This window comes from Roseomonas acroporae (genome assembly GCF_023223525.1).
Taxonomy (GTDB): domain Bacteria; phylum Pseudomonadota; class Alphaproteobacteria; order Acetobacterales; family Acetobacteraceae; genus Roseomonas_E; species Roseomonas_E acroporae.
This window is the reverse complement of sequence record NZ_JALPRX010000063.1, coordinates 1-12,806: the sequence shown is the minus strand read 5'-3', so window position 1 is coordinate 12,806 and position 12,806 is coordinate 1. Positions and strand designations below refer to the sequence as shown.

The window sequence follows — 12,806 nt, the reverse complement described above, 5'->3', positions numbered from 1 at the left end:
GGCCGGAACGACCCCAGCCCTCCGGTTTCCCGCATTTTCCGGGTCGCCGGATGAGTACACCCAGCCTGGAAATGCTCCGAGCAGCGCCGGGCGGCCGGCAGGGCATGCGGCCCGGCGGGCCCCGCGGCGCCCTACTCCCCGATCAGGTGCAGCGCCAGCTTCCGCCGCTGCGGCGCGCGGCGGTGCTCGAACAGGTAGATGCCCTGCCAGGTGCCGAGCAGCGGGGCCCCCTCCCCCACCGGGATGGAGAGCTGCGTCTGGGTCAGCGCGGCGCGCAGATGCGCCGGCATGTCGTCCGGCCCCTCGGAATCGTGCCGGTAGCGGCCGGGCGCCTCGGGCGCCAGCCGGTCGAGGAATTCCTCCAGGTCCTCGCGCACCGTCGGGTCGGCGTTCTCCTGCACCAGCAGGGAGGCCGAGGTGTGCCGGCAGAACACGGTCAGCAGGCCGGTCCCGAGGCCCTGCGCCGCCACCCAGCGGCGCACCGGCGTGGTCACCTCGAAAAGACCGCGGCCCCGGGTCTCCACGGCCAGCATGTGCAGCGCCTGATGCATCGCGTTCCGCCCTTCCGTCCAGCCTCTCCGCTTCCGGCCCTTCTTACGCCCGACCCTTCTTCCACCCGGCCCTTGCCCGCGTCCCGCCCCTGCCCGCGTCCGGCCCGCTCAGCCCTTCTGGGGCGCCGCGGCGTGGACCAGCCCGGGCGGCGGCTCGTGCGGGATCACCACGGCCTGGGCAGGCTCCGGCCGGCGCCGGCGCTCCAGCGGCTGGAGCGTCTGCGGCCGCCCCGTCGCCAGCGCCCGCTCGATCGCGGCGAGGACCCGCACGTCGCACCGCCCCTCCTCGCCATCCGGCTCCGGATCGTAACCGTTCAGGATGCAGTCGGAGAAGTAGCGGGTTTCCCCGGCAAACTGGTCGGTGGCCGGGAAGGCGTTCTCCGAGGTCCTGCCGTTCACCGTCAGCCGGTGCGTCAGCCCCTCCTCCAGCGAATAGCCCGGCACCACCACGAGGTCGCCGGTCGTGCCGGCGACGCGGTAGGTGCCGACGCCGTTCATCCCTTCCGCCGCGTAGCTGACGGTAAGCTGCGCCAGCTCGCCGCCCGGGAAGCGCAGGATCGCCGTCACCGTGTCGTCGAAGTCGAAACCGGCGCGGCGCGCGCCGAAGGCCGTCACCTCGATCGGCTCGGCGCCGAACAGGTTGCGCACGGCGTTGACCGGATAGGGGCCCATGTCGGCCACCGGCCCGGCCCAGAAGCCCTGCCTCGCCCGGTGGTTGCGCGGATCGACATGCTGGGTGAAGACGCTGCCGAAGACGAGCGGCGTGCCGATCGCGCCCTCCCGCACCAGCCGGATCGCCTGCAGCGTCGCCGGCTCGCAGTGCAGCCGGTAGGCGACCATCAGCTTCGCCCCGCCGCGCCGCGCCGCCGCCTCGATCTCCTCGCATTCCGCCTCGCTCACCGCCATGGGCTTCTCCAGCAGCACGTGGAGGCCGGCCTCCAGCGCCGGCACGGCGAAGTCGCGGTGCATGCCGTTGGGCAGGGCGATGTAGAGCGCGTCCATCGCGCCAGAGCGCAGCAGCGCCGCGTAGCCGTCGTAGCCGCACACCTGCGCGAGGCCGTACGTCCCGCCCAGGACGCGCCCCTTCTCCGGGTCGCCCGTGACCAGCGCGGTCAGCTCGGAATTGCCGGTGCGCGCCACGCCGGGCATGAAATAGCCCTGGCTGATCCAGCCGCCGCCCACCACGCCGTAGCGGATCCTGCGCCCCGTTGCCGATGTCGTCGCCATCGCCGCTTCCTTCCGTCCGTGGCGGCTGACCGCGCGGGGCGGCAACACGCCGGATCATGCCGGCGGGGACATCCCGCCCCGGCCCGGGAGGACAACGCGGCGCGGCGCGCCGGGTGGCAGCACGGGATGGCCGGGAGCCGCGCCCGGAGAGGATCGCCGGCAGGCGGGCGGGCACGCCCGGAGGCGTGAAGCCGTTCCCGGAACAATGACCACGGCGAAACGCCGTCCTGCCCGGACCGCGTTCCGCCACGGGGCGGCAGCCGATCCGGAACTCCTGCCGCGGATCTTCCGAGCCGCCGGCAGCGCATGCCCGGCTCGGACACGCCCCCCTACTTCGGCTCCGGCCCGCGCGGCGGCTGGCGACGGGCGATCAGGGCGGTGATCGGCCGCAGCGCCTCCTGCGCGAACAGCATGGCGAGGGACAGCATGAAGGCGAGGCCGAATTCCGCCAGCCCCACCGCCGCGCCGATCGCCGCCGTGCCCCAGAAGGTGGCGGCGGTGGACAGGCCGACGATCTCGCCGCTCGGCAGCCGGGTGATCACGCCGGCACCGAGGAAGCCCACCCCGGTCGCGATGGCGCCGATGCCGGCGGCGGTGTTGCCGCCCCCGTGCTCCGCCACCAGCCGGGCGAAGACGCAGGCGGCGGCCGCGATCAGGGCGCAGGTCCGCAGGCCGCCGGCATGCTGCCGGTACTCGCGCTCGGCGCCGATCGCCGTGCCGAGCAGCAGCGCCAGCAGCAGCAGAGCCGGGCTCTCGGCGAAGCGCGCGAGGGCACTGGTCCAGTGGTCGTGCCACGCCCCGGCCATGGCGCCCCGCCCGCCGCGCGCCGGGCCGGCTACACGTTGAAGCGGAACAGCATCACGTCGCCGTCCCGCACCACGTACTCCTTGCCCTCGATGCGCGCCTTGCCGGCCTCCTTGGCGCCCTGCTCGCCGCCCAGCGCCACGTAGTCCTCGTAGGCGATGGTCTCGGCCGCGATGAAGCCGCGCTCGAAGTCGCCGTGGATCACGCCGGCGGCCTGGGGCGCCCTGGTGCCCTGCGTGATGGTCCAGGCCCGGGCCTCCTTGGGGCCGCAGGTGAAGTAGGTGATGAGGCCGAGCAGCGCGTAGCCGGCGCGGATGATGCGGTCGAGGCCGCTATCCGCCAGCCCCAGGCTCTCCAGGAACTCCTTCCGCTCCTCGGCCGCCATCTGGCTGATCTCGGCCTCGATCGCCGCCGAGACCACCACCGCCTTCGCACCCTCCGCCTTGGCGCGCTCGAACACCCGCGCCGAATGGGCGTTGCCGGTCGCGGCCGCGCCCTCCTCGACGTTGCAGACATAGAGCACGGGCTTCGTGGTCATCAGCTGCAGCCGCGCCGCCGCCTGCTCCTGACCCTTCGGCACCGCGGTGCGAGCCGGCTTTCCCGCCTGCAGCGCCGCCACGATCGGCTCGGCCAGCGCCACGAAGGCGGCGCTCTCCTTGTCGCCGCCCTTGGCCTTCTTGCCGGCCGCGACCAGACGCTTCTCCAGGCTGTCGAGGTCGGCCAGCATCAGCTCGGTCTCGACGATCTCGGCATCGCGGAGCGGATCGACGCCGCCCTCGACATGGGTGACGTCGCTGTCCTCGAAGCAGCGCAGCACGTGGACGATGGCGTCCACCTCGCGGATGTTGGCCAGGAACTGGTTGCCCAGCCCCTCGCCCTTGCTGGCGCCGCGCACCAGGCCCGCGATGTCCACGAATTCCAGGCTGGTCGGCACCGTCTTCTGCGACTTGCCGACCTTCGTCAGCATGTCGAGGCGCGGATCGGGCACGGCGACGCGGCCGACATTCGGCTCGATGGTGCAGAACGGGTAGTTCGCCGCCTGCGCCGCCGCCGTCTGCGTCAGCGCGTTGAACAGGGTGGACTTGCCGACATTGGGCAGGCCGACGATGCCGCAATTGAAGCCCACGTTAGCTCTCCGTCACCGGTCCTGGGATGATGCCGCGCTGCCCTTACGACGCGCGGGCGCGGGGGGCCAGACCTATCGACGCCGGGCGGCCGTGCGGCTGCGGCGGGGGAGCGGCGCCGAGAGCCCCGGTGGCGCAACCGTCGGGACCCGGGACCGAACGGCGGGATCCAGACGGGCTTCGCCCCCCGGCGGACCGTCGGGGCGAGGAGAGGCGGAAGGGCGGCGCCCGCCCCGCGTGCCGGGATCGCCCCTCGCCTCAACCCTCTCCCAGCGCTGCCGCCAGCGTCTGCGCCAGCATCGAGGCCGCGATCCGCGCCGCCCCGTCATCCGTCGTGACGGCCAGCGCCGCCGCGCGCAGCGGCGGCACCAGCCCGCCCGCCGCGATGCCCACGCGCTTCGCCGCCGCCCCGATCCGCTCGGCCAGCACCGCCGGCGCCGCCTCGGCCCCGAGCAGTTCGGCCGCTTCCAGCAGCAGCGCCGCCCGCAGCGCCGCCTCCGCCGCCGCGTGCAGCGCCGCCCGGCCGCGCCGGACGTCGGAGAGCGGCCCCGCCCCCGGGTCGCCCGGCAGCGGCGAGGCGGCGGCGCGCAACGCGGCGGCGGCCTGCGCGAGCACCTGCGCCTCGCGCGTCAGCCCGCTCGCGAGCAGCGCGGCGCCGTTGCGCCGGTCCTCGGGGCCGGGGCCGCCGAAGCCGGACTCCATGCCGAAGGGGTCGTTGTCCTGGTCGGTCGGGGGCTGCTGCATCGTGACTCCTGTGGCGCCGGGCCGGCCCGCCCCGAGGCGTCGCCGGCATGACGAAATACGATCCGCTTCCGGTGCGGGGCGACGCATGGCCGGCGTGACCCGCCTCGGTGGAGGCCCGGCGCACGGCGACCGGTCTGTCCCGGCGCGCGCCCGGCGATCCGTCTCATATCCCAAGGCTGCGTTCGCTGACCCGTCCGGGGCGCTGCCCCGGCCCCCGCGAAGGGGCGAAGCCCCCTTCGAGACCCCCTTCCGGAAGACTGGTCGGGCAATCCGGCCGTTCGTATCGGCGCGCTTCCAGCGCAATTACTTCAGCGCGCTTCCAGCGCGACGCGCGTCATGAAATCCTCGGGCTTCCCCTCCGCCAGCAGCGGCGCGGCATCGGCCACGGCGTCGAGCAGCGGCTCCAGCCAGGTGTCCACCTTGGCGAAATTGCCCAGCACGTGGCCGGTCACGCGGTCCTTGTGGCCGGGATGGCCGATGCCGAGGCGCACCCGCCAGTAGTCCGGCGTGCCCAGCGCGCGGCCGATGTCGCGCAGCCCGTTGTGCCCGGCGGCGCCACCGCCCAGCTTCACCCGCACCTTGCCCGGCGCGAGGTCCAGCTCGTCGTGGAACACGGTGATGTCGCGCGGCGGGATCTTGTGGAAGCCGGCGGCCGGCTGCACGGACTCGCCGGAGCCGTTCATGTAGGTCATCGGCTTGAGCGCCAGCACCTTGCGGCCGCCGACCATGCCCTCGGCGACCAGCCCCTTGTGGCGCTGCCGCCAGGGCGAGAAGCCGTGCCGCCGGGCGATCGCGTCGAGCGCCATGAAGCCGATGTTGTGCCGGTGCCGGGCCTGGCCCGGCTCGGGATTGCCGAGACCAACCCAGAGCAGCAATGCCAGGAGCCTCCTGCCGGAACGCGCCGCGGTGGCCCGGGCGCGGTCATGGCCTGCCCACCCGGCCCGCCGCGGGACGGACGGAAGGGAAAGGGCCACGGGAAACCATGGCCGTCGTCCCGGCCCCGCGCACCCGCCTCGGGCCACGGCGCCGGAACCACGGCTCGGGGCGGGGCGGCGCGTGCCGTCCCGCCCCGGTCGGGAGTTACTTCTTGCCGCCCTTGGCCGGGGCCGCGGCGGCGGGCTTGGCGGCCGGGGCCGCCTTGCCACCCTTGCCGCCCTTGGCGGGCGCGGCCGGGGCCGGCGCGGCGGCCACGGGCTCGGGCTCCTCGGCGACCGTCGGCGGCGCCAGGGTGGCGACCACGAAGTCACGGTCGATGGTGGACTTCGTGCCGAAATGGTCCTGCACGTTGGACCAGCGCAGGCTGTCGCCGATCTCGGCCGCGCCGAGGTCGATCACGAAGCCTTCCGGCACGTTGTCGGGGTCCGACAGCACCTCGAGCTCGCGGCGGACCACGTTCAGCACGCCGCCGGCCTTCAGGCCCGGCGCGGTCTCCTCGTTGAGGAAGGTGACGGGCACCTTGACGCGGATGCGCTGGCCGGGGGCGAGGCGCTGGAAGTCCACGTGGATCGGGCGGTCGGTCACGGGGTGGAACTGCACGTCGCGCATCAGGGTGCGGACGGTGCCGCCCTCGACCGCGACCTCGTAGAGGTGCGACTGCCAGCCGCCCTTCTGCAATTCGCGCATCACGATGCGCGGGTCGAGGGCGATCAGAGTCGCCTCCTGCTTCGCGCCGTAGATCACGGCGGGGACAAGCCCCTCCCTCCGAGTTGCGCGTGCCGCCCCCTTACCGGCCCGCCCGCGCGACTCGGCCTCGATCCGGATGGTCTGGACCATGGTCAAGCTCCTGCAATGGCTGAAACACAGGCAGCGCCGGCCTCCAGGGGTGCCGACGCGCCGGGCGGGGCCTTAGCGGATCGGGGGCCGGGGCGCAACCGCGCCCGGCGCCGTGGCTGCCCCGCGCGGCGGCCGATGTCCTTCCCGCGCGCCCGCCACGCCCCACTCGCCGGACCGCCCCGCCCGACCACCGACCTCACCCTCGGCCGGGCGCGGCCCCCTCCTCCTGGCCGGCGAGCGCCACGAAGGCCTGCCCGGCGCGGCTCAGCGGTCCCGCGTGGAAAGCCAGGTTCAGCGGCACGGTTAAGCCCGCCGCGGCCTCCAGCGGGCGGTACACGACGCAGTCGCGATGCAACGCGCGCAGCGATTCCGGCAGCAGCGCGACGCCCGCCCCGGACGCGACCATGGTGACGGCGCTGAGCAGGCGCGGCACCGTCGCCGCGAAGCGCGGCTGGAAGCCGGCGCGACCGCAGGCCGCGAGCAGCAGGTCCTGGATGCCGGGACCATCGGCCCGGCGATAGGCGATGAACGGCTCCGCCACCAGGGCGGCGAGCGCGATCGGCGCCCCCGCCACCGCTTCCGGACCCGGACCCGGACCCGCGAGCGCGTGCCCGGCCGGCAACGCCGCCACCACCGGCTCCTCGTGCAGGCAGAGCGCCGCGAGCGCCGGGTAGCGGCCGACCGGGGCGCGCACGAAGGCGAGGTCCATCTCCCGCCGGTCCACCGCCTCCAGCAGGTCGCGCGTCGTGTTCTCGCGCAGCGCCAGCGCCACCAGCGGGTTCGCCTCGCGGAAGCGGCGGAGGAGGCGCGGCAGGCGCGGGTGCAGCGCGGCCGAGCTGGTGAAGCCCACCACCAGCTCCCCCTGCTCGCCCCTGGCCAGGCGCCGCAGCCGGCGCACGGCCGCCCGGGCCTCGTCGAGCAGCCGCCGCGCCTCCGGCAGGAAGGCGGCGCCGGCCCCGTTCAGCCGGATGGTGCGGGCGGTCCGCTCGAACAGCGTCACGCCCAGCGCCGCCTCCAGCGCCCGGATCTGCTGGCTCAGCGGCGGCTGCTGGATGCCGAGGCGCTCGGCCGCCCGGGTGACGCTGCCGGCCTCGGCCACCGCGACGAAGTAGCGCAGGTGGCGCAGCTCGATGCGCGGGCCCGGCGCCTCGGTCCCGGGCGGTTCATCCATATCCATGACATATCCACCATAGACGAAGGATATATTTTACATGCTCCTCGGCCATGCCGATAAGGCGCCCGGCGAAAGGAGGGCCGGCGCCATGGCCATCGACTTCCACGATCCGGGGAACCGCGGCACCTATGCCGGGCGCGAGGCCTCGGCGGACTGGCGCGACGCGGTGGCGGGCATCGTCGATCCCGCCGGCCTTCGGGTCGCGGATATCGGCTGCGGCGGCGGCATCTACGCGGCCGCCTGGGCATCGCTCGGCGCCGCCGCCGTGGTCGGCGTCGACTTCTCGGCGGCGATGGTCGAGGCCGCCGCCGAGGCCAATCGCGGCCGCCCGAACCTCGCCTTCCGCCAGGGCGAGGCGGCGCGGACCGGCCTGCCGGCGGCGAGCGCCGACATCGTCTTCGCGCGCGCCCTGATCCACCACCTCGCCGACCGCGCCGCCTGCTTCCGCGAGGCGTGGCGGGTGCTGGCGCCGGGCGGGCTCTGCCTGGTCCAGGACCGGACCCCGGCGGACATCGCCCTGCCCGGCTCCCCGGAGCACCTGCGCGGCTACTTCTTCGAGGTCTTCCCCCGCCTCGCCGCCGTGGAACAGGGCCGCCGCCCCGACGGCGCCACGGTCGAGCGGGAACTGGCCGCGGCCGGCTTCACCGGCATCCGCGCCACGACGCTGTGGGAGACGCGCCGGCGGCATGACTCGGCGGCGGCGCTGGCGGCGGATCTGCGCGGCCGCACCGGCCGCTCGATCCTCCACGAACTCTCCGATCCCGAGCTGGATGCCCTGATCCGCCACATCCTCGACCGGCTGCCGGCCGACGCGCCGATCGTCGAGCGCGACCGCTGGACGCTCTGGTGGGGGCGCAAGTGACCGCGCCCGGATGACCGGATCGGCGGCAATGCGCGCCATGCCGACCTGCCGGGGCACGCCGCGCGCCCGGCGCGCGCCCTGCGGCCAGTGACCACCCGACCCGCTTGACCCTGTCGGGAGGCGCGGGCACCCCATCCCGGATGGAACTGCTCCTCCTTTTCCCGCTGCTGTCGCTGGTGCCGCTGCTGCTGCTGGTCGGCTGGGTTCTCGGCATCGCCGGCTGGCTGCGGACGCGGACGCTGCAGGCCGAGCTGGCGCAGCTGCGTCGTGCCCTGGCCGAGGCCGGCATCGACGCCGCGCCGGCCCAGCGGCAGGCCCAATGGCAAACCCGGCAGCCGGCACAATGGCCAGCCGCGCCGATGCCGGCGGCGACCGCTCCGGCCGGCGAGTCGGCGGCATCCGCGCCCGCCGCACCTGCGCCGGCCGCACCACCGGAGGAGCCGGCCGACCTGCCGGCCGATGTGCCGCTGCCCGACGCACCGCCGCCGCCCGCCGGGCGCCCGCGACGCAGCCTGGAAGAGCTGCTCACCATGCGCTGGGGCGTCTGGGCCGGCGCCGCCGCGCTGCTGCTCGCCGGCGTGTTCCTGATCCGCTACGCCGCCGAGGAAGGGCTGCTCGGTCCGGCGACGCGCTGCGCCCTGGCGGGGCTGCTGGGCCTCGCGCTGATCGGCACGGCGGAATGGCTGCGCCGGCGGCTGGCGGCCGCCGACGCCGCGTCGGGCGCGCCCGCCATCCCCAACGTCGCGCCTTCCGCCCTGGCGGCGGGCGGCGTCGCGGTGCTGTTCGGCGCCGCCTACGGCGCCGGGGTGCTCTACGCTCTGGTGCCGCCGCTGGCGGGCTTCGCGCTGCTCGCCGGGGCGGCGCTGCTCGGCATGCTGCTCTCGCTGCGGCAGGGTCCGCTGGTGGCGGCCATCGGGCTCGTCGGCGCCTTCGTGACGCCGCTGCTGATCGAGACCGGGCAGCCCTCGCTGCCCGGGCTGTACCTCTACCTCCTGGCCGTCACCGGCGCGGCGATGGCGGTGGTGCGGCACACCGCCTGGGCCTGGCTCGGCTGGTCGGCGACGGTGGCCGGCGCGCTCTGGGTGGCGGCCGCGGCCCTGCTCGCCGGCTCGGCCGACGATCTCTGGTCGCCGGCGCTGTTCGTGCCGGCGACGGCGGCGCTGCACCTCGCCCTGCTGCCGGGCGCGGCGCTGGCGGTGCCGGTGGGCCGGCGGCTCGCCTTCCTGCCCTTCGCGGCCCTGGCGGCCTCGGGTCTGTTCCTGGTGCCGGTCGCCGGCGGGCTCGGCGATGGCGGGACGCTCGCGGCGGCGGCCGGCTCCGGGCTGGCGGCCGATCTCGTCACCGCCACCGGCCGGGCGGCGGCCATGGTCGCGGCGACGCTGCCGCCGGCGGTCGGCCTGCTCCTGCTGCTGCCGGTGGCGGCGTGGAAGGGCTGGCGGGAGCCGCGCCTCGACCTGCTGCCGATGCTCGCGGCGGCCGCCGGCCTGGCGCTGCTGCTGCTGTGGGAATTGCCCCCCGTCCCCGTGGCGGACGGCGCCGGCCGCGTCGGCGACGCCGCCGCCCTGCTGCCGGGACGCTGGGGCGAGCCGGTGCTGCGCCCCTACCTGCTCGCCGCCCTGTTCGCGGCGCTGCTGCCGGCCGCCGCCGGGCTGTGGGCGGAAACCCGGTCGCCGCGCCCGGTGCGCTGGGCGGCGCTGCCGGCCGCGGCGCCGGTGCTGGTGCTGCTGATCCTCTACGCCCGGCTGCACGGCTTCACGCCGGATCCGCGCTGGGCGGCGGCGGCGCTGGCGCTCGCGGCGCTGCTGGTCGGCGCCGCCGCGCGGGCGCTGCGGGCGGGCGGCGGCAACCGCGCGGCCGGTGACGGCCGGCGTGCTGCCGGCCAGGCCGATGGCAACGCGGCCAGCCGCGATAGGGAAGGCAACGCGGCCAGCCGCGATGGGATGGCCGCCGCCCCGCACGACGCCGGATTCGACCCGGCCACGGCCGTCGACGCCACGACCACCCTGCCCGCCGCCAGCCCCGACGCGAACCCGGGCGCCCTGCGCGCCGGGGCGCACGCCGCCGGTGCCCTCGCCGCGCTCTCGCTCGGCGCCGCGATGCTGCTGCAGGACCACTGGCTCAGCCTCGCCGTGTCGCTGTTCCTGCCGGCGCTGGCCTGGGTGGAGGGCCGCAGCGGCCTGCGCGCGCTGCGCCCGCTGGCGGCGCTGGTGGCGGCGGTGGTGCTGGTGCGGCTGCTGCTGAACCCGCACCTGCTCGACTACGATTTCGGCACCGCGCCGCTGCTGAACGGGCTGTGGCCGGCCTATGGCGGCCCGGCGCTGGCCTTCGCGCTGGCGGCGCGCGCCTTCCTCCGGCGCGCCGACGACCGCGTGGTGGCGCTGCTGGAGGCCGGCGCCGTGGCCCTCGCCACCGCCCTGCCGCTGCTGCTGGTCCACCACGCCTTCGAGCAGGGCGACCTCGCCGGCGAACGCTTCGAGTTCGCCGAGACCGCGCTCTACCCGGCCATCCTCGCACTCGCCGCGGCCGCCGTGCTGCTGCTGAACCGCCGGCTCGGCCGCCCCGTGCTGCGCGCCGCCTGGACGGCGCAGGCGGCGCTGGCGATGCTGGCCGGGCTGTCGTGCCTCGCGCAGAATCCGGGCCTCACCGGCGATCCCGTGGAAGGGCCGGCCCTGCTGAACCCGCTGCTGCCCGCCTACCTGCTGCCCGCCTCGCTCGCCGCCGCGCTGCTGGCGACGCCCGAGGGCCGCGCCCTGCCCTGGCGCGCCGCGCCGGCCCTCTACGCCCTGCTCGCCGGCTTCGCCTGGGTGACGCTGGAGGTGCGGCGCGCCTTCCACGGCCCCGAGATCGGCCTCGACGTGCCGCTGCCCGACGCGGAGCTCTGGGCGCTCTCCGGCGCCTGGCTGCTGTTCGGCGCGCTGCTGATGCTGGCCGGCATCCGCGCCAACGCGGCGCCGCTGCGCCTCGCCGCCCTGGCCGTGCTCGGGCTGACCACGGCCAAGGTGTTCCTGGTGGACATGAGCGAGCTGGTCGGCCTCTGGCGGGTGCTGAGCTTCCTCGGGCTCGGCCTCGCGCTGATCGGGCTCGGCGGGCTGTACCAGCGCTTCGTGGTGGTGCGGCGGGACGGTTGAGGAGGGTGCCTTCCGCCACCGCCCGGACCGTCCGCGGCACCATTCCTGCATCCCCGCGCCGGTCGTCGCCGCATCGGCCGTTCCCTGAACGGACCCGGCCCCGCACCGCCGCGCCGGCCGCGCGGCATGCCGGGACCGGCCGGGCCGCCCCCCGGCGGCCCTCTTCGCGTCCAATCCGCCCCCGGCGGCCCCCCTCGCGCCCAATCCGCCCCCGGCGGCCCCCTTCCCGCCCCATCCGCCCCCCGGCGCCGAACCCCAGCGGAGTGAACGCATCGTATGTTCCGTCGCGCCGGCCTGCCCTCGCTGCACGGCAGCGCCCCGGCCCTGCAATGGGCGCTCCTGCTGCTCGTCTCGGCCCTGCTGGTGCTGGCGCTGGAGGCGGTCCACCTCTCCGCCGCGCTGCTGCTGGGCCCGATGCTGGCGGCGATCCTGCTGGCGGTCTCGGACGGCACGGTGCGCATCGCGCCGCGCGCCTTCCAGGCGGCGCAGGGCGTGATCGGCTGCATGATCGCGCGCAACCTCACCGCGCCGATCCTGGCCTCGATGCTCGCCTCCTGGCCGCTGCTGCTGGCCGGCGTGGTGGTGGTGGTCGCGGCGGCGGTGCTGCTGGGCTGGCTGCTGGCGCGCTGGCAGGTGCTGCCGGGCACCAACGCCGTCTGGGGCTCCTTCCCCGGCGCCGCCTCGGTGATGGTGCTGATGGCCGACGCCTACGGCGCCGATGCCCGCCTCGTCGCCTTCATGCAGTACCTGCGCGTGGTGATGGTGGCCATCGTCGCCTCCAGCGTGGCGCAGTTCGCCGGCGCGCACGCCCCCCCGACGGGCGCGCCCGTCTCCTGGCTCGCCCAGGCCTTCCCACCCGTCCACTGGGGCTGGCTGCTGGCCACGCTGGCGGTGGCCTGGGGCGGCGGCGCGCTGGCGCTGCGGCTGCGCGTGCCGGCCGGGCCGCTGCTGGCGCCGATGGTGCTCGGCATGATCCTGCAGGATGTCGGCCTGCTGCGCATCGAGCTGCCGCCCTGGCTGCTCGCCGGCTGCTACGCGCTGGTGGGATGGAGCATCGGCCTGCGCTTCACCCGCGCCATCCTGCTGCACGCGCTGCGCGCCCTGCCGCGCGTCTTCCTCTCGATCCTGGCGCTGCTGGCGATCTGCGGCGCCTTCTCGGCCCTGCTGGTCTTCGCGGCGGGGCTGGACCCGATGACGGCCTACCTCGCCACCAGCCCGGGCGGCGTCGATTCCATCGCCATCATCGCGGCCTCCATGCCGGTGGACATGTCCTTCGTCATGGCCCTGCAGACGGCGCGCTTCCTGCTGGTGCTGCTGGCCGGCCCGGCGCTGGCGCGCTTCGTGGCGAGCCGGATCGGCGGGACGCCGCGCGCGTAGGTTTCCCGCTGCGCGGGAACGGGGCGCTGCCCCGGTACCCCG

The 12,806-nt window shown here is 75.8% G+C and carries 11 protein-coding genes; 3 read left to right on the top strand and 8 right to left on the bottom strand.

Annotated features, from left to right (window positions below; genetic code table 11):
• Window positions 1–131: 131 nt before the first annotated feature.
• The 8 genes from M0638_RS14805 to M0638_RS14770 form a co-directional block, all read right to left on the bottom strand.
• A complete protein-coding gene (locus M0638_RS14805) occupies window positions 132–551 on the bottom strand; it encodes a secondary thiamine-phosphate synthase enzyme YjbQ (RefSeq protein ID WP_248667774.1) in 420 nt (139 codons plus the stop codon).
• Window positions 552–659: 108 nt separating this feature from the next.
• On the bottom strand, window positions 660–1,778 hold the full coding sequence (locus tag M0638_RS14800) for a Gfo/Idh/MocA family protein (RefSeq protein ID WP_248667773.1): 1,119 nt from the start codon (window positions 1,776–1,778) through the stop codon (window positions 660–662).
• A gap of 329 nt (window positions 1,779–2,107) precedes the next feature.
• Entirely contained in the window at window positions 2,108–2,584 is a 477-nt protein-coding gene (locus M0638_RS14795; protein WP_248667772.1) for an MgtC/SapB family protein, read from the bottom strand.
• Window positions 2,585–2,613: 29 nt separating this feature from the next.
• Window positions 2,614–3,708, bottom strand: a complete 1,095-nt coding sequence (ychF, locus tag M0638_RS14790) for a redox-regulated ATPase YchF (RefSeq protein WP_248667771.1) — start codon at window positions 3,706–3,708, stop codon at window positions 2,614–2,616.
• Between the two features lie 256 nt (window positions 3,709–3,964).
• The gene (locus tag M0638_RS14785; RefSeq protein ID WP_248667770.1) at window positions 3,965–4,450 is read right to left on the bottom strand and encodes a hypothetical protein; all 486 of its coding nucleotides are present in this window, start codon (window positions 4,448–4,450) and stop codon (window positions 3,965–3,967) included.
• Window positions 4,451–4,758: 308 nt separating this feature from the next.
• A complete protein-coding gene (pth, locus tag M0638_RS14780; RefSeq protein WP_248667769.1) occupies window positions 4,759–5,325 on the bottom strand; it encodes an aminoacyl-tRNA hydrolase in 567 nt (188 codons plus the stop codon).
• 205 nt (window positions 5,326–5,530) lie between these two features.
• Entirely contained in the window at window positions 5,531–6,223 is a 693-nt protein-coding gene (locus tag M0638_RS14775; RefSeq protein ID WP_248667768.1) for a 50S ribosomal protein L25/general stress protein Ctc, read from the bottom strand.
• Between the two features lie 196 nt (window positions 6,224–6,419).
• Window positions 6,420–7,400: a LysR family transcriptional regulator gene (locus M0638_RS14770; RefSeq protein WP_248667767.1), complete on the bottom strand. Its 981-nt coding sequence runs from the start codon at window positions 7,398–7,400 to the stop codon at window positions 6,420–6,422.
• A gap of 85 nt (window positions 7,401–7,485) precedes the next feature.
• Here M0638_RS14770 and M0638_RS14765 point away from each other — a divergent pair, with 85 nt between their 5' ends.
• The 3 genes from M0638_RS14765 to M0638_RS14755 all read left to right on the top strand — a co-directional run bounded on the left by M0638_RS14765 (window position 7,486) and on the right by M0638_RS14755 (window position 12,764).
• Window positions 7,486–8,259: a class I SAM-dependent methyltransferase gene (locus M0638_RS14765; protein ID WP_248667766.1), complete on the top strand. Its 774-nt coding sequence runs from the start codon at window positions 7,486–7,488 to the stop codon at window positions 8,257–8,259.
• 140 nt (window positions 8,260–8,399) lie between these two features.
• Window positions 8,400–11,387, top strand: coding sequence for a DUF2339 domain-containing protein (locus M0638_RS14760; RefSeq protein WP_248667765.1), 2,988 nt, complete (start codon window positions 8,400–8,402; stop codon window positions 11,385–11,387).
• A 276-nt stretch (window positions 11,388–11,663) separates the two neighbouring features.
• The gene (locus M0638_RS14755; RefSeq protein WP_248667764.1) at window positions 11,664–12,764 is read left to right on the top strand and encodes an AbrB family transcriptional regulator; all 1,101 of its coding nucleotides are present in this window, start codon (window positions 11,664–11,666) and stop codon (window positions 12,762–12,764) included.
• Window positions 12,765–12,806 lie beyond the last annotated feature (42 nt).

Coding starts and splice junctions, on each gene's coding strand:
- M0638_RS14795 (WP_248667772.1), bottom strand. CDS start 2,584: ATGGCCGGGGCGTGGCACGACCACTGGACCAGTGCCCTCGCGCGCTTC.
- M0638_RS14805 (WP_248667774.1), bottom strand. CDS start 551: ATGCATCAGGCGCTGCACATGCTGGCCGTGGAGACCCGGGGCCGCGGT.
- M0638_RS14765 (WP_248667766.1), top strand. CDS start 7,486: ATGGCCATCGACTTCCACGATCCGGGGAACCGCGGCACCTATGCCGGG.
- M0638_RS14755 (WP_248667764.1), top strand. CDS start 11,664: ATGTTCCGTCGCGCCGGCCTGCCCTCGCTGCACGGCAGCGCCCCGGCC.
- M0638_RS14770 (WP_248667767.1), bottom strand. CDS start 7,400: ATGGATATGGATGAACCGCCCGGGACCGAGGCGCCGGGCCCGCGCATC.
- M0638_RS14760 (WP_248667765.1), top strand. CDS start 8,400: ATGGAACTGCTCCTCCTTTTCCCGCTGCTGTCGCTGGTGCCGCTGCTG.
- M0638_RS14775 (WP_248667768.1), bottom strand. CDS start 6,223: ATGGTCCAGACCATCCGGATCGAGGCCGAGTCGCGCGGGCGGGCCGGT.
- M0638_RS14800 (WP_248667773.1), bottom strand. CDS start 1,778: ATGGCGACGACATCGGCAACGGGGCGCAGGATCCGCTACGGCGTGGTG.
- M0638_RS14785 (WP_248667770.1), bottom strand. CDS start 4,450: ATGCAGCAGCCCCCGACCGACCAGGACAACGACCCCTTCGGCATGGAG.